Consider the following 15588-nt stretch of genomic DNA (forward strand, 5'->3'; position numbering starts at 1 on the left):
CGACGAATATGCCGGGGGCGAATGCGCGCTGTCGTCACACGTCGGTCGGGCCGGTGCGCTGACCGTACGGCGACCAACCGTCGCCGCTCCCACCGCACCACACCTGAAGGAGCCGCGTGATCATCGCCCGCGCCCGCGCCCGTGACCGCACCACCACCCCGACCCGGGCAGGGTTCATGGCCAGACGCGGGGCGCTTGCGCTCGTGGCGGCCGCGGCGGTCGGCACCGGCACCGTGGTGGGTGCGGCGCAATCGGCCGCGGTTGGAACGACTCCGCCGCCGCCCGACGCCCAGGCCGTCGTCGATCTGCCGGAGACCGGGTCGCCGATGCCGGTACCGACCGGTTCCTACGGCTACCTCGCCACCCACGATCTGACCAAACGCATGTCGACGATGAAGGTCGCCGACTCGATCGCGGCCTTGCCCGTGCCCGCCCAGTACCGCCCCGCCAACCTCGGACTCGCCAAGACGCTGGACCGGGCGGTGCAGGGAGCGCTCGCCGATCCGAAGGGCTGCGTGCAGATCATCGTGAACCCTCGATCGAGTTCTGGCGGACTGTTCGACTACGGGGTCTATGCGGTTTCGGGCCAGTACTGCTCATGAGTCCGGTGTCAGCGGTGGCCGCTACGCCGATAAGGTGTCCACGTGACTGAACGGACATTGGTACTGATCAAGCCCGATGGTGTCGCCCGAGCCCTGGTCGGCGACATCCTTGCCCGCATCGAACGCAAGGGTCTGACCCTGGTGGCACTGGAACTCAAGTCGGTGACCGACGAGCTGGCCCGGCTCCACTACGCCGAGCACGAGGGCAAACCCTTCTTCCCGGCATTGCTGGAATTCATCACCTCCGGCTCGCTCGTCGCGGCTGTCGTCGAGGGACCGCGCGCCGTCGCGGCGTGGCGGCAGATAGCCGGCGGCACCGACCCGGTGGAAAAGGCGGTACCCGGCACCATCCGCGGCGACTTCGCCTTGACCACGCAGAACAACCTCGTCCACGGCTCGGATTCTCCGGAATCGGCCGAACGCGAGATCGCCATCTGGTTCCCCGACATCGATTCCTGACATCCCGTCACCCGGCGGGTCGGCGCGCGTGGATGCACATGTGTGCCGGCGTCGACCCGCAGTGTGGGATACTTGGGGAGTTGTCGCGGACACACTTTGCCCGCGACGACACCGATGACGTTCGGAAATGGGTCGGACCAGCACGAAGTGCACCGGAATGCAGTACGCCCGGCATGAAGCACCTCGTGCCCGCCCGCCCAGCCGCTCTCCCCATCGCGGTGGTTCGCCGACGGTGACCCGCCGGCCACAGCCTCCGAGCCGATGGCGTGGAGGGTGGGCCGTAACCCATCACCCAGCAAGAGCGCCCTGCAGCTCCGATCGAGCCGAGGGGGCGCGCAGACCACACAACACCGGCCGAGGCCGGGACACACAGCAGAGACCCTCGCGTGGCCGCGTCGCAAGGACGCGCCCGGGGGTTCAAGGAGACACGAGTGACCGACAACGGGTCGCCGGATGACGCGAACGCAGCGTCTGATCCGGTGGAAGAATTTCCCAGCAAACTTCGTGTGCACGCACTCGCCCGAGTGCTCGGCCTGACCAGTCGTCAGGTACTCGCACACCTGGCCGAGTTGGGGTCGCACATGCGTAGCGCCCAATCGAGTGTTGAGCGCGAGTTGGCGCAGGCGGTGGCGCAGCGGGTTCGAGAGCATGGAAGCGAGTCGCTCGCTCCGCAGACGGCGAGCCCGGTAACCGATGTCCCGGTACCGGAAGCTTCCGTATCGAATAGCGCCGAGCAGCCCCGGGCCGGAGAGTCGGCACCGGTGGCCGCTGCCGCGCCCGAGGGCACGGACCGCCCGCGCGAGATCCAGGCCCCGGCCGAAGACGAGAAGGCCGGTGATCGGGGCCCCGACGAATCGGCGGCCGGAACCGCCGTGTTGTTCTCGGCGGCCGACGCCAGCAGCCATGCACCCGTTTCGGCAGTCGACGAGGTGGGGGCGGGACCGTTGTTCCTGCAGCCGAGTGCGCCGGCTTCCGCGCCGCAGCGCAGTGCGACCGGCTCCGGTGCCGCCGCGGACACCGCCGATGACGGGTCCAGCCGCGCCGCGGCAACGAGAGCCGGGTCGCATTCGAGTGCGCCCGCCGCCGGCAAGGATCGTCGGGCGGATATCGGCCGCGGTGACACCGACCCCGATGACACCGACTCCGATCACACCGACTCCGATCACACCGACTCGGATGACACCGATTTCGATGACACCGACTCCTCGGGTGAGGGTGGACGCAACCGACGCCGCCGGCGTGGACGTCGTGGACGGGGACGTGGGCGGGGCGACCGGCCCGAGTCCGACGACAACACCGACGATTCCGGGTCTGATTCATCTGGATCCAACTCTTCCGGGAACCGCACGAGCGATGTGGACTCGGACACCGGCACGACCTCCACGAGTGCGGACCCGACGGCATCGGTGCACACCGACGAAGCCGGCCCCGGCCCGAACTCCGAGAAGAAGTCGGGAAACCGGGCGGGTAAGAAGAACGCTGCCAAGAACAACGCAGGCAAAGACAACGCAGGCAAAGACAACGCAGGTAAAGACAACGCCGGTAAAGACAACGCCGGCAAGAACAAAGGAGCCGCCGACAAGGGCGGCGCGGCCAAGAGCGGCGACGACTCGGATGACGTCGCCGAGGATGCCGACCTCGAGACCACCGACGACGCCGACGACGCCGACATGCCCACGTCCAAGCGCCGCCGTCGACGTCGTCGTCGCAAGGGTGGTGGCGAGTCCGACGAGACATCGGTCGACGATCCGCCGAACACCGTCGTTCACGAACGCGAGCCCCGGAGCAAGCGGGTTCGCGACGAAGTCCAGGGGATCTCCGGATCGACCCGGCTCGAAGCCAAGCGGCAGCGCAGACGTGATGGCCGTGACGCCGGTCGTCGCCGGCCGCCGATCCTGAGCGAGTCGGAGTTCCTGGCCCGGCGCGAAGCGGTCGAGCGGGTCATGGTGGTGCGCGAGCGCAGTGCCAACAGTTCACTGCACAGCACCGACCACGCCGACGCCGCAGCGATCGAGGATTACACGCAGGTCGCGGTGCTCGAAGACGGTGTGCTCGTCGAACACTTCGTCACCACCGAGACCTCGTCGTCGATGGTGGGCAACATCTACCTCGGACGTGTGCAGAACGTGCTTCCGGGGATGGAGGCCGCCTTCGTCGACATCGGGCGTGGGCGCAATGGAGTCCTCTACGCCGGCGAGGTCAATTGGGACGCGGCAGGCCTCGACGGTGGCTCCCGCAAGATCGAGCAGGCCTTGTCGCCCGGCGACAACGTCGTCGTGCAGGTGAGCAAGGACCCGGTCGGGCACAAGGGAGCGCGCCTGACGACGCAGATCTCGCTCGCGGGCCGGTACCTGGTGTACGTACCGGGCGGGTCGTCGACGGGTATCAGCCGCAAACTGCCCGACGTGGAGCGCAAGCGACTCAAGCAGATCCTCGGCAAGCTCGTCCCCGATGACGCGGGCGTGATCATTCGGACCGCGTCGGAGGGTGTCAGCGCCGAGGAGCTGGCCGCCGACGTCGAGCGCCTCGAATCGAAATGGAAGTCGATCGAGTCGTCGGTAGCGGGCGCCCAGAAGAGCAATGGCTCACAGAAGGGTGGCGGATCGCAGAAGGGTGGCGGATCGCAGAAGGGCAGCGGATCGCAGAGCCCGCGGGCGTTGTATGAGGAGCCCGATCTGCTGGTGCGCGTGGTCCGCGACCTGTTCAACGAGGACTTCCGCAAACTCGTCATCGAGGGTGCCAAGTCGTGGAATCTGATCGAGGGATACGTCCGCTCGGTGGCCCCGGATCTGCTCGGGCGCGTGGAGAAGTTCGAGAGGGCACACGCCGATGCGCCGGATTCGTTCACGGTGTACCGGATCGACGAGCAGCTGGCCAAGGCTCTCGACCGGAAGGTGTGGTTGCCCTCGGGTGGCACCCTGATCATCGAGCACACCGAGGCGATGACGGTCGTCGACGTCAACACCGGCAAGTTCACCGGCGCCGGCGGCAATCTCGAGGAGACCGTCACCCGCAATAATCTCGAGGCGGCGGAGGAGATCGTGCGGCAGATGCGGCTGCGCGACATCGGCGGCATGATCATCGTCGACTTCATCGATATGGTTCTCGAGTCCAACCGCGACCTCGTCCTACGACGACTGACGGAGTCCCTGGCACGCGACCGCACCCGCCATCAGGTGTCCGAGGTGACGTCGCTCGGTCTGGTCCAGATGACTCGTAAGCGTTTGGGAACCGGTCTGCTGGAAGCGTTTTCGACGACGTGCACCGCCTGTGCGGGGCGCGGGGTGATCGTCCATTCGAGTCCGGTGGAAGTGCGTTCCGACGATGCCGCCCGCTCGGAGAACTCCGGCTCGAAGAAGGCGCGCCGCGGTAAGCGAAAGAACGAGCAGTCCGTCGAGCACCAGCAGGCCGCGCACAGTCCGGCCGAGCACCCGATGTTCCGGGCGATGGCTGCCCACGTCCACGAGGGCGATGAGCATCACGACCCCGCTCATCACGACCCCGCTCATCACGACGCAGCTCATCACGACGCCGCTCATCACGACGACCACGAGCGCGGCACCGCCGACCGCCCGGCCACTGATCGTGACACCACTGATCGTGACACCACTGATCGTGACACCACCGATCGTGACACCACCGATGTGGGCACCGCCGGACCGGCGACCGGGTCCGTGGACACCGCCGCGTCCACCGGAGTCGACGGGATCCCCGAGGCGGGAGACGCCGGCGCAGCAGAGGTCGGGACCGGGCTCGCGGGCACCGGAAACGGCGGGTCGGGCCCGGCTCCTCGTCGGGCGCGGCGCCGGGTGGCACGGCCTGCGGCGGCACCGGCCACGGCGTCCGCGGCTCCTGCCGTCCATGTCGCTCCCGAGTCCCCGCGCACACCGCTGACGACCTTCGGTCCGACGAGTGTCGAGTCGAGCGAGTCGGCGGTCGCGGTCCGTCGACGTCCGCGTCGGCGCGCTGCGGGCCGGCCGGCGGGACCGCCGGTAGACGAGTAGTCAGCGGCGCCATCCGGCGACCGCGACACGGCCCGGAACCGACGGTCGAGTCGAGTTTGACCTGACCGGACCGGCTCCCGTAACCTTGTTTGGTCGCCTCTGGCGGAGGGTTCGAGCTGTGCGGGGTCCCGATGGGATCCACGGCCGAGAGCTTCTCTGCGGCAGGTCTTCGGAGTGTTCCATGCAATCCCGGCGCGAGCAGGGTTTCGCACGGCCACACCGAATGCACACACCCACACACCCCGTGGACGCACATGCGTGGCACGGCCCGAGATGATGAACAAGAGGACAGCTTCGATGGCAACGTACGCGATCGTCAAGACCGGCGGTAAGCAGTACAAGGTCGCACAGGGCGACATTGTGAAGGTCGAGAAGATCGACAGCGCGCCGGGCACCACCGTGAATCTGCCGGTGGCGCTGGTCGTCGACGGTTCGAACCTCACCACCGACGCGGACAAGCTGGCGGGGATCTCGGTCACCGGCGAGGTGGTCGAGCATGTCAAGGGCCCGAAGATCCGCATCCACAAGTTCAAGAACAAGACCGGCTACCACAAGCGTCAGGGCCATCGTCAGAAGCTGACGCTCCTCAAGGTCACCGGCATCAAGTAAACGCAGTGGGGGCCGAGCCCCCATGAACCCCACACACTTTCAGGTAGCCAGGAGGATTGAGATGGCACACAAGAAGGGCGCGTCCAGCTCGCGCAACGGTCGCGATTCCAACGCCCAACGCCTCGGCGTCAAGCGTTTCGGTGGTCAGCAGGTGAGCGCCGGTGAGATCCTGATCCGCCAGCGCGGCACCAAATTCCATCCCGGCGTCAACGTCGGGCGCGGCGGCGACGACACCCTGTTCGCCCTCGCGGCGGGTGCCGTCGAGTTCGGTAGCAAGCGTGGTCGCAAGACCGTCAACATCGTTCCGGAGACCGCTCAGGCCTGACCGAGCGGTTCACGAGAACCACCAGAACACTGCGACAGGGCGGGCAGGGGCAGCAGGCACCCGGCCCGCCCTGTTGGTGTTCTACCTCCTTTCTTTCGGCGCCAGAGTCCGGCAGCGCCCGACTGGAAGGCCCTACACGAAGGACGTTGTCATGTCGCGGTTCGTCGACCGGGTGACCATTCACGTCGCCGCCGGTAACGGCGGCCACGGCTGTTCATCGGTTCACCGGGAGAAATTCAAGCCACTCGGCGGTCCCGACGGTGGCGATGGGGGCAACGGCGGTTCGGTACGTCTCGTCGTCGATCCGCAGGTGCACACCCTGCTCGACTTCCACTTCCGCCCGCACGCCAAGGCGGGCAACGGCAACCCGGGTCAGGGTGACAACCGCGACGGGGCGAATGGTCAGGATCTGGTGCTCGCCGTTCCCGATGGCACCGTGGTCCTCGACGGCGACGGCAGCATCCTCGCCGACCTCGTCGGCGAGGGCACGGCCTTCGAGGCCGCACAGGGTGGCCGCGGAGGATTGGGCAACGCCGCCCTGGCGTCACGTGCACGTAAGGCACCCGGTTTCGCGCTGCTCGGTGAAGAGGGCAGGCAGCGAGATCTGGTCCTGGAGCTGAAGTCGGTTGCCGACGTCGGCCTGGTGGGGTTCCCGTCGGCGGGCAAATCGTCGCTGGTGTCGGTGCTCTCGGCGGCCAAGCCCAAGATCGCCGACTATCCCTTCACCACGCTGCAGCCCAATCTGGGTGTGGTGCAGGCTCCCGGTGGCGTCTTCACGATTGCCGACGTACCCGGACTCATACCGGGCGCCTCGAGCGGACGTGGCCTGGGTCTGGAATTCCTGCGCCATCTCGAACGCTGCGCGGTGCTCGCGCACGTCGTCGATTGCGCCACTCTCGAACCCGGGCGTGACCCGGTGTCAGACATCGACGCGCTGGAGGCCGAACTCGCTGCCTACCGGCCCGCGCTGGCCGCCGACCACGGGCTCGGTGATCTCGCGGAGCGCCCGCGGGTGGTCATTCTCAACAAGATCGACGTCCCCGATGCAGCCGATCTCGCCGATCTCGTGGAACCTGAACTGGCGCAGCGTGGTTGGCCGGTGTTCCGGATCTCCGCCGTCACCCACGAGGGGCTGCGTGAGCTGACCAATGCGCTGCGGCGCATGGTCGACGACTATCACGAGGCTCATCCGAAGCCGAAGGCACGCCGAGCCGTCATCCGGCCCAAGGCCGTCGACGAGGCGCAGTTCGCGGTGTCACCCGATCCGGCCACGCCCGGCGGATTCATCGTCACCGGAACCCGTCCCGAGCGGTGGATCGCGCAGACCCAGTTCGACAATGATGAGGCGGTGGGCTACCTCGCCGACCGGCTCAACCGTCTCGGTGTCGAGGATGCGCTGGTGCGTCTCGGCGCCGAGCCCGGCGCCCCGGTGACCATCGGTGAGGTGAGCTTCGACTGGGAGCCGACCACGCCGATGGGTGATGACGTACCGATCACCGAGCGGGGCACCGACATCCGTCTGGAGCGGTCCGACCGGATGGGGGCTGCCGAGCGCAAGCAGGCGCGCCGGATGCGTCGTGGTCTGCCCGACGACGAGGCCGACCGGCAATGAGCGTTGTGCGCGAACGGATCGCACGTGCGCGCAGCATCGTCGTCAAGATCGGGTCGTCGGCGCTGACCGATCTCGGGACCGGCCTGGACATGGCGCGGCTCGATCGGCTCACCGATGTACTCGAAGCGCGGATGCGTGCCGGCTCCGACGTGACGGTGGTGTCCTCCGGTGCGATCGGCGCGGGTATCGCGCCGCTGGGCCTCAAGAAGCGCCCCACCGATCTGGCGACCAAGCAGGCCGCCGCCAGCGTCGGTCAATTGACGTTGGCCTACGCGTGGGGGACCAGCTTCGCCCGATACGGGCGCACCGTCGGCCAGGTGCTGCTCACCGCCGATGACATCTCCAACCGCGCCCACCACGCGAACGCGCAACGGACCCTGGATCGACTGCGATCCCTCGGCGCGGTCGGGATCGTGAACGAGAACGACACCGTCGCCACCAACGAGATCCGATTCGGCGACAACGACCGGCTCGCGGCCCTCGTCGCGCATCTCTCCGGCGCCGACGCGCTCGTGCTCCTGTCGGATGTGAACGGCCTTTACGACGGTGATCCGCGCAAGCCCGGCCCCGGCGGTCGGGTCGCGCAACTGATCTCTGAGGTCAACGGGCCCGAGGACCTCGATGGTGTGATCGCCGGTTCGGGTGGTGCGCTCGGCACCGGCGGGATGGCGTCCAAGCTGGCCGCGGCGCGGCTGGCGGCCGACGGCGGGGTTCCGGTACTGCTGGCCGCCGCCGCCGACGCCGCCCAGGCACTCGGGACCGCCTCGGTGGGAACGGTTTTCGCTCCCCGGCCCGACCGATTGTCGGCGCGGCGATTCTGGGTGCGCCATGCTGCCGACGCGCGCGGACAGATCGTCCTCGATGATGGGGCGGTGAATGCGGTCGGCGCCCGGCGGCGCTCGCTACTGGCCGCCGGAGTGATCGGGGTGCACGGCGGGTTCTCCGACGGTGACGTCGTCGAACTCGTCGATTCCACCGGCACGGTCCGCGCACGTGGCGTGTCGTCTTACGCCGCCGACGACGTGGCGCGGATGGTCGGGCGATCGACCTCGCAGCTGCCAGAACAGTTGCGGCGCCCGGTGATTCACGCCGACGATCTGGTGACCGTCTGAGCCAAGCGATCGGTGTCGCGCTCGCCGACCCCGGCCAGCGCGGGCAGTACGATGCCGCAGTAGTGATCGATCTTGAGGTCGGCAATCGCGTCGGCCCGGGTGGCGCCCCGGTTGAGCACCACCAGGGTCTTGCCGGTGCGTTGGGCGTGGCGCGCGAAGCGCAGACCGCTCATCACGGTCAGCGACGATCCCGCGACGAGTAGCGCGTCGCAGTCGTCGATGAGCGAGAATGCCTGCGCGACAAGCTCCTTGGGTGCGTTCTCGCCGAAGTACACGATGTCGGGTTTGAGGATCCCGCCGCATCGCGGGCAATCGGCGACCACGAAATCGTCGGTGTCGTCGAGCATCATGTCGGCGTCCGGGGCCACCTCGATCGCCCCGCGGCCCCGGACCCGTTGTGCGAAACCGGGGTTGAGCTCTTCCAGAGTCTCCGCGAGCCGGTGCCGCGACAGGGTGAAGCCGCACGCCACACAGCGCACCCGCCCGTAACAGCCGTGCAGTTCGATGACCCGCCGGCTACCCGCCTTGGTGTGCAGCATGTCGACGTTCTGGGTGATGATCCCCGCCAGACGTCCCTGTGCCTGCATCGTGGTGAGCGCGTGATGGGCGAGGTTGGGACGCGCGGCGTCCATGTGGCGCCAGCCGAGGTGATTTCGGGCCCAGTAGTGCCTGCGGAACTCTGGTGTGGACGCGAACATCTGGGCGGTCATCGGAGTGCGGACCGGCGCGCCGGGGCTCCGATAGTCGGGGATGCCGGAGTCGGTGGAGATGCCCGCCCCGGTGAGTGCGGTGATCCGCGCCCCGTCCAGAAGTGCCGAAAGCCGCTCGAGGAGGATGTCGAGATCCTCGTCGAGCGGCGTCGGTTCGGCCGGGACCCAGCCGATCTGTAAGCGGGTGCGCACCTGATCGAGGATATCGATTCGCGTGCGCGGGTGCGCCGCCTCAGGCGTTGGCGGTATCCGCGTGCTTGCCGCCTTGTTGCTCGGGCACGGTCACCAGTGGATACACCCCGTGCTCGTCGTGTACCTCGGTGCCCACGACCGGCGGGTTGAAGACACACAGCATCCGCATCTGCGTATCTGCGGTGACGGTGTGCCGCTCGTGACCGTTGAGCAGATACATGGTGCCGGGGGCCAAGGGATAGGTCTCGCCGGTTTCCCGGTCGAGAAGGGTGCCGGTGCCCTCCACGAGCCAGACGGCCTCGATGTGGTTGGCGTAATGGAACTCGTTGACGCTGCCGGCGTCGATCGTGGTCTCGTGGAAGGAGAACCCGACCCGGTCGCCGCCGAGCACGATTCGCTTGGACACCCAATTGCCCTTGGGGTCGGCGACGTCGCGGTCGGTTCCGGTGATCTCGTCTGTGGTGCGCACGATCATGCGAGCACCTCCTCGGTGGCGTCGGCGAGAATTCCCAGACCGCGGTCGAGATCCTCGGTGGAAATGGTCAGTGGCGGAAGCAGTTTGACGACCTCGTCGGAAGGCCCCGAGGTCTCGGCGAGCAATCCGGCGCCGAAGGCGGCGGCGCACACCTTGCCTGCGTCGGCGGCCTCGCCGAACACCAGTCCGCGGGCCATACCGCGTCCGCGGGTCGAGACACCGTCGTGCCGGGCGGCTAGCGTGCTGAGCACCTCGTCGATCTGACGGCCCTTCATGTGGACGTCGCGGGTGAGCGTGTCGTCGGACCAATAGTGCTCGATCGCCTTGGTGGCGGTCACGAAGGCGGGATTGTTGCCGCGGAAGGTGCCGTTGTGCTCGCCCGGTGACCACACGTCGAGGTCGCGACGGATGAGTACCAGGGCCAGCGGCAGTCCGTAGCCACTGATCGACTTCGAGAGGGTCACGATGTCGGGCTTGATGCCGGCTTCCTCGAAGGAGAAGAACTCGCCGGTGCGGCCGCATCCCATCTGCACGTCGTCGACGATGAGAAGGATGTCGCGGCGGCGGCACAGCTCCGATAGTGCGCGCAGCCACTCGGCCCGGGCGACATTCACCCCACCCTCGCCCTGCACGGTTTCCACGATCACCGCGGCGGGCAGATTCAGACCACTGCCGGAATCGTCGAGGACGCGCTCGAACCAGCTGAAGTCCTCGACGGAACCACCGAGGTAGTTGTCGAAGGGCATCGGCGTGGCATGCACGAGCGGGATGCCGGCACCGGCGCGCTTCATCGAGTTGCCGGTCACCGACAGCGAACCCAACGTCATGCCGTGAAAGGCGTTGGTGAAGCTCACGATCGATTCGCGACCGGTCACCTTGCGGGCCAGCTTCAGTGCCGACTCGACCGCGTTGGTGCCGGTGGGGCCGGGGAACTGGATCTTGTAGTCCAGGCCGCGCGGGGCCAGGATCTTCGAGGCGAATGCCTGGATGAATTCACCCTTGGCCACAGTGGACATGTCAAGACCATGGGTGATGCCGTCGGACTCGATGTAATCGAGCAGGGCGGACTTGAGCACCGGGTTGTTGTGCCCGTAGTTCAGGGCGCCGGCGCCGGCGAAGAAGTCGAGGTAGCGGGCACCGTCGGTGTTGGTCAGCCACGAACCGCGCGCCTGTCCGAACACCGTCGGCCACGTGCGGCAATAGCTGCGCACCTCGGACTCGTATTGCGTGAAGACCGAATCATCGATCGTGGTATCGAGCTTATTCATGGGCATTCCTCCAATATGGGAAATCGTCGGGTCGGCGATGACCGGTGCGAGTGTGTATCGCAGGTGACCGGCCGCATCATCCGACCGAGAGGGCGCCGCTGCCGGAAGACACCCCGGACAAGTCCTCCGGCGACACACGATGCGGTGCTCCGGTTGGGGCAACAATTGCACCCTGAGTGCGCCACGGCGCAGTCAGTGAACACCAAAAACGTTGCGCCCCTATGGTTCTGGAACTTCTGGCTCGAGGAGGTAGAGATCCTCGGGCTCGTGGGCGTCCGGGAAGTCGTCGGCCGCAAACAGGTCGCGGCGTTCGAACCCCAGTCCGCGCGCTGCGGCGACTGAGGCAAAAAGTCGTTGCGAGGCAACGTTGTCCGGGCTGATGGTGGTGTGCATCGCCACGGCACCGCGTCCGCTGACGCGATCGAAGAGACGATGAAGCATCGTCCCGGCGATCCGGTGGCCGCGATAGGTGTCGTCGACGGCCACCTGCCAGACCATCAGCGTCGACGGATCTGACGGGCGGCGGTAGCCCGTGACGAAGCCTACTGGCAGACCGTCGACTTCGGCGACGATCGAGGTGTCGGCGAAGTCGCGGCACCACAGCACGTACGCGTAACTCGAGTTGACGTCGAGAACTTGCGAGTCCCTGGCGATTTCCCAGAGGCGGGTACCGTCGGCGACCTTCGGCGCGCGGTAGTCGAGAACTAGTTGGGTTGATGTGGCCGAACTTGTGTGGGACGGGCTCATAACGCACTCGACGTTAACAACGTGTGTCGGCGAATTCACCCGCCTGCACAAATCGGACCTCGAATCTCCCACTTAACCCCAGTTCACCCGGCAGATGTGATGCGGGACACAAACGGTTGCGCACGGGCCTACGGCGTGCGGATCGCGGTGACGGGGAGGGCAGTATGGAGCGGTGACGCGGATCATCGCAGGTCGCTTCGGCGGTCGCAGACTCACAGTTCCCGACGAGGGCACCAGACCCACCTCCGACCGTGTGCGTGAGTCGGTCTTCAGCATGCTCGACGCGCGCATCGATCTGACGAGTACCCACGTGCTCGATCTTTATGCCGGGTCCGGCGCGCTCGGCCTCGAAGCGCTCTCGCGCGGGGCGTCGTCGGCGGTCTTCGTCGACAGCCGGGGGCGCGCGGCTCGCACGATCTCCGCGAATCTGACGGCCGTCGGGGCGGCCGCCTCGGGGCGTGTGATCACCTCGCCGGTGTCGGCATTCCTTGCCGGTGCCGCGCCCGGCCGATTCGACGTGGTGTTCTCCGACCCTCCGTATGCGCTCGCCGATGATGAGGTGGCCGCCGATCTGTCAGCGTTGGCCACCGGTGGTTGGCTCACCGACGACGGGCTGGTGGTCCTCGAGCGCGGACGCCGAGCCGTCCTCTCGTGGCCCCCGGGCTGGGAACTGGTCGTCGACAAATCCTATGGCGACACCACGGTGAAGGTCGCACGCCCCGGTGTCGCCGCGGACGAGTAGGTTCTGCAGAGCATGACCAGTGCGGTGATACCCGGTTCCTTCGATCCCTTCACACGCGGACACCGTTACGTCGTGGAGCGCGCGGCCCGGTGCTTCGACGAGTTGGTGGTCACCGTCGTGGTCAACCCCAACAAGCGTGGTCTCTTCTCCGTCGAGGAGCGACTCGAGCTCATCGCCGAGGACTGCGCCGATCTGCCCAACGTCCGCGTCGACCGGTGGCAGGGACTGCTCGTCGACTATCTGCGGAACAACTCGATCCATTCGATCGTCAAGGGGCTGCGTTCGGCGGTCGATTTCGACTACGAGTTGCCGATGGCGCAGATGAACCGGGAACTGGCCGACGTCGAGACCGTCTTCCTGTTGACCGATCCGCGATACGCGCACGTATCGAGTTCACTGGTCAAGGAGGTCGCCAAACTCGGCGGTGACGTGGCGCCGTTCCTTGCGCCCCACATCCTCCGGCGACTGGAGGCCAACCTTGCGGGCGAACGCACCATCTGAGCCGGCAGGTCACCGGCCGCGCGGTGACGCCTGCAGCGGACGAATCCGAGGCGCCTGCGCCGGGAAAAAATCTCCGAGAATGTGAACGCTGACCGGCGAGGGCCGCCTCACTATCGTGAGCTCGACGGTCATGAGCGTCAGCGACAAGCCCTGGCTTGCTGACCGGCAACCCTCGCATCGCGGTGGGGTGCCCCAGGTGACGACCGGATCGGGTTTCCCCCGATAAGCGCGATGGATTCGACGTGCCGGTTCCGCATCGAACCGCCGGTCGCCGTGGTCTCTCGACGCCTGATGCTATTGCGCGGGTGTCGGTGTGGTCTGCAGCGTCATCGTGCTGCCCCCGTTCCCGTACAGGAGAGTTCACACATGTCAGCCGCCCCATCGCCGTCGACGAAGGCCCGCGGTCATGCGCCGCCCGATCCGTCACCACCGTCGGCAGCCACCGAGGTGCCCGACGTCGCCAGGCCGGAACGTGTGGTGCCACTGTGGCATCCGGGCCGCTGGGTGCTGGCGGCGATCGTGCTTGTCGTCGTGGCACAGATCATCCATGGAGTGGCCACGAACTCCTTCTTTCAGTGGGATCGTTTCGGCTACTGGATCTTTCGTCCCGTGGTGATCGAGGGACTCGGCGTGACTCTCGAAGTCGCCGCCTACAGTGCGGTTCTGGGCCTCGGCGTCGGTATCGTGCTCGCGCTCATGCGACTGTCGAAGAACCCGGTCCTGGCGGCGGTGAGCTGGGCCTATGTCTGGTTCTTCCGATCGATTCCGCTGATCGTCCTGCTGCTCATCCTGTTCAACTTCGGGGCCCTTTATCAGAGCCTGAGTCTCGGAATCCCCTTCGGTCCAGGACTTTTCCACATATCCGAAGCCGACCTGGCCACACCTTTCATCATCGCGGTCGTCGGTATCACCGTGCACGAGGCGGCATTCGCCGCGGAGATCGTGCGGGGTGGGATCCTGTCGGTCGATCAGGGGCAACACGAGGCGGCCGCCGCGCTGGGCATCCCGCGCGGCTACCAATTCCTGCGGATCACGCTGCCCCAGGCGCTGCGCACGATCGTGCCGTCCTATGTGAATCTGCTGATCGGACTGATCAAGTCGACCTCGCTGGTCTACTACGTCTCGTTGCTCGATCTGTTCGGCGTGGTCTCGACCCAGAGCAGCACATACTCCGGTGACATCATTCCCCTGCTCATGGTGGCGACGGTCTGGTACGTCATCTTGACCAGCGTGGTATCGGTCGTCCAGTTCTACGTCGAACGCCACTTCGCGCGGGGGGCGGTGCGAACGTTGCCGCCGACTCCGCTGCAACGTGCCCGCACGGCCGTGGTGACAGTTCGCCGTGGCATCGCATTGCGGCCCTGGATGCGTGCGGTATGAGTGTGAAATCGAATACAGCTCAGGCTGTTTCCCCCTCCGACCGGGCTCGCGGCGCCGGTGTCGACATCGTCGACGCGCACCGTTGGTACGGGGACAATCACGTTCTCCAGGGCATCGACCTGAGTGTTCGTCCCGGCGAGGTGACGGTGGTCCTGGGCCCGTCGGGTTCCGGAAAGTCGACGCTGCTGCGGGCGATCAACCATCTCGACCGACTCGATGCCGGCCATGTCAGCGTCGGGGGAGAGCTGATCGGCGTGCGCCGGCTCAACGGGCACCTCAAGGAGCTGCCCGAACGGGCGATCCTGCGTCAACGGCGCAACATCGGCTACGTCTTCCAGTCGTTCAATTTGTTCTCCAATCTCACTGCCGCGGAGAACATCACCGCGGCGCTGGTGTCGACGCGCCGCGCCCGGCGTGCAGAAGCCGGCGACATCGCGCGTAAACTCCTTGAGCGAGTCGGACTTTCGGACAAGTTCGACGCATACCCGCGCCAGCTCTCCGGCGGACAACAGCAGCGAGTGGCGATTGCTCGGGCGCTCGCGCTCGATCCGCGGGTCCTGCTTTTCGACGAACCGACCTCGGCGCTCGATCCCGAACTCGTCGGTGAGGTGCTCGCGGTGATCGCCGACCTCACTGCCACCGGCACCACGATGATCATCGTCACCCACGAGATCGGATTTGCCCGTGAGGTCGCCGACACCGTCGTCTTCCTCGATGACGGCCTGATCGTCGAGCAGGGCACGCCGGAACAGGTACTCGACAGCCCATCGCACGCCCGGACAAAGGATTTCCTGACGCGGGTCCTCTGAATTCCGCGTCCGTCACACCTATGCCGACGGGTGCGGAGGAC

At 66.9% G+C, this 15588-nt stretch carries 15 protein-coding genes and 1 riboswitch; of the genes, 11 read left to right on the top strand and 4 right to left on the bottom strand.

Going from position 1 to position 15588, the window contains the following annotated elements; all coding sequences use genetic code 11:
• Window positions 1–116: 116 nt before the first annotated feature.
• The 7 genes from ACLQ3C_RS02500 to proB all read left to right on the top strand — a co-directional run bounded on the left by ACLQ3C_RS02500 (window position 117) and on the right by proB (window position 8723).
• Complete coding sequence (locus ACLQ3C_RS02500) at window positions 117–602, top strand: hypothetical protein (RefSeq protein WP_425703121.1); 486 nt, start codon at window positions 117–119, stop codon at window positions 600–602.
• Window positions 603–644: 42 nt separating this feature from the next.
• On the top strand, window positions 645–1061 hold the full coding sequence (gene ndk / locus ACLQ3C_RS02505) for a nucleoside-diphosphate kinase (RefSeq protein ID WP_425703123.1): 417 nt from the start codon (window positions 645–647) through the stop codon (window positions 1059–1061).
• Between the two features lie 431 nt (window positions 1062–1492).
• A complete protein-coding gene (locus ACLQ3C_RS02510; RefSeq protein ID WP_425703125.1) occupies window positions 1493–5065 on the top strand; it encodes a translation initiation factor IF-2 N-terminal domain-containing protein in 3573 nt (1190 codons plus the stop codon).
• A gap of 297 nt (window positions 5066–5362) precedes the next feature.
• A complete protein-coding gene (gene rplU / locus ACLQ3C_RS02515) occupies window positions 5363–5674 on the top strand; it encodes a 50S ribosomal protein L21 (RefSeq protein WP_425703127.1) in 312 nt (103 codons plus the stop codon).
• Between the two features lie 61 nt (window positions 5675–5735).
• The gene (gene rpmA / locus ACLQ3C_RS02520) at window positions 5736–5999 is read left to right on the top strand and encodes a 50S ribosomal protein L27 (RefSeq protein WP_425703129.1); all 264 of its coding nucleotides are present in this window, start codon (window positions 5736–5738) and stop codon (window positions 5997–5999) included.
• A 151-nt stretch (window positions 6000–6150) separates the two neighbouring features.
• Entirely contained in the window at window positions 6151–7611 is a 1461-nt protein-coding gene (obgE, locus tag ACLQ3C_RS02525; RefSeq protein WP_425703131.1) for a GTPase ObgE, read from the top strand.
• On the top strand, window positions 7608–8723 hold the full coding sequence (gene proB, locus ACLQ3C_RS02530; RefSeq protein WP_425703133.1) for a glutamate 5-kinase: 1116 nt from the start codon (window positions 7608–7610) through the stop codon (window positions 8721–8723). The genes obgE and proB overlap by 4 nt, the downstream gene beginning before the upstream one ends.
• Here proB and ACLQ3C_RS02535 read toward each other — a convergent pair.
• From ACLQ3C_RS02535 to ectA, 4 genes are all read right to left on the bottom strand, one after another.
• Entirely contained in the window at window positions 8696–9625 is a 930-nt protein-coding gene (locus ACLQ3C_RS02535; RefSeq protein WP_425703135.1) for a Sir2 family NAD-dependent protein deacetylase, read from the bottom strand. The genes proB and ACLQ3C_RS02535 overlap by 28 nt on opposite strands.
• A gap of 40 nt (window positions 9626–9665) precedes the next feature.
• Window positions 9666–10100: an ectoine synthase gene (locus tag ACLQ3C_RS02540; RefSeq protein WP_425703137.1), complete on the bottom strand. Its 435-nt coding sequence runs from the start codon at window positions 10098–10100 to the stop codon at window positions 9666–9668.
• Entirely contained in the window at window positions 10097–11368 is a 1272-nt protein-coding gene (ectB, locus tag ACLQ3C_RS02545) for a diaminobutyrate--2-oxoglutarate transaminase (protein WP_425703139.1), read from the bottom strand. The genes ACLQ3C_RS02540 and ectB overlap by 4 nt, the downstream gene beginning before the upstream one ends.
• 219 nt (window positions 11369–11587) lie before the next feature.
• Window positions 11588–12115 (bottom strand): diaminobutyrate acetyltransferase, encoded by a 528-nt coding sequence (gene ectA, locus ACLQ3C_RS02550; RefSeq protein WP_425703141.1) that lies wholly within the window; start codon window positions 12113–12115, stop codon window positions 11588–11590.
• Window positions 12116–12287: 172 nt separating this feature from the next.
• On the opposite strand from ectA, the gene rsmD reads away from it, so the two are divergent.
• The 4 genes from rsmD to ACLQ3C_RS02570 all read left to right on the top strand — a co-directional run bounded on the left by rsmD (window position 12288) and on the right by ACLQ3C_RS02570 (window position 15547).
• Complete coding sequence (gene rsmD, locus ACLQ3C_RS02555) at window positions 12288–12857, top strand: 16S rRNA (guanine(966)-N(2))-methyltransferase RsmD (protein WP_425703143.1); 570 nt, start codon at window positions 12288–12290, stop codon at window positions 12855–12857.
• 12 nt (window positions 12858–12869) lie between these two features.
• A complete protein-coding gene (gene coaD / locus ACLQ3C_RS02560; protein ID WP_425703145.1) occupies window positions 12870–13358 on the top strand; it encodes a pantetheine-phosphate adenylyltransferase in 489 nt (162 codons plus the stop codon).
• Between the two features lie 126 nt (window positions 13359–13484).
• Window positions 13485–13593: riboswitch (SAM riboswitch) on the top strand.
• A 131-nt stretch (window positions 13594–13724) separates the two neighbouring features.
• On the top strand, window positions 13725–14738 hold the full coding sequence (locus ACLQ3C_RS02565; RefSeq protein WP_425703147.1) for an amino acid ABC transporter permease: 1014 nt from the start codon (window positions 13725–13727) through the stop codon (window positions 14736–14738).
• Window positions 14735–15547, top strand: a complete 813-nt coding sequence (locus ACLQ3C_RS02570) for an amino acid ABC transporter ATP-binding protein (RefSeq protein ID WP_425703149.1) — start codon at window positions 14735–14737, stop codon at window positions 15545–15547. Before ACLQ3C_RS02565 ends, ACLQ3C_RS02570 begins: the two co-directional genes overlap by 4 nt.
• The last annotated feature ends 41 nt before the right edge of the window (window positions 15548–15588 follow it).

This window comes from Gordonia sp. DT30 (assembly GCF_049844915.1).
GTDB lineage: Bacteria > Actinomycetota > Actinomycetes > Mycobacteriales > Mycobacteriaceae > Gordonia.

Excerpts from the sequence above, each read along its gene's own strand:
- rplU (WP_425703127.1), top strand. The coding sequence starts at position 5,363 with ATGGCAACGTACGCGATCGTCAAGACCGGCGGTAAGCAGTACAAGGTC.
- rpmA (WP_425703129.1), top strand. The coding sequence starts at position 5,736 with ATGGCACACAAGAAGGGCGCGTCCAGCTCGCGCAACGGTCGCGATTCC.
- obgE (WP_425703131.1), top strand. The coding sequence starts at position 6,151 with ATGTCGCGGTTCGTCGACCGGGTGACCATTCACGTCGCCGCCGGTAAC.
- proB (WP_425703133.1), top strand. The coding sequence starts at position 7,608 with ATGAGCGTTGTGCGCGAACGGATCGCACGTGCGCGCAGCATCGTCGTC.
- ACLQ3C_RS02540 (WP_425703137.1), bottom strand. The coding sequence starts at position 10,100 with ATGATCGTGCGCACCACAGACGAGATCACCGGAACCGACCGCGACGTC.
- ectB (WP_425703139.1), bottom strand. The coding sequence starts at position 11,368 with ATGAATAAGCTCGATACCACGATCGATGATTCGGTCTTCACGCAATAC.
- ectA (WP_425703141.1), bottom strand. The coding sequence starts at position 12,115 with ATGAGCCCGTCCCACACAAGTTCGGCCACATCAACCCAACTAGTTCTC.
- coaD (WP_425703145.1), top strand. The coding sequence starts at position 12,870 with ATGACCAGTGCGGTGATACCCGGTTCCTTCGATCCCTTCACACGCGGA.
- ACLQ3C_RS02565 (WP_425703147.1), top strand. The coding sequence starts at position 13,725 with ATGTCAGCCGCCCCATCGCCGTCGACGAAGGCCCGCGGTCATGCGCCG.
- ACLQ3C_RS02570 (WP_425703149.1), top strand. The coding sequence starts at position 14,735 with ATGAGTGTGAAATCGAATACAGCTCAGGCTGTTTCCCCCTCCGACCGG.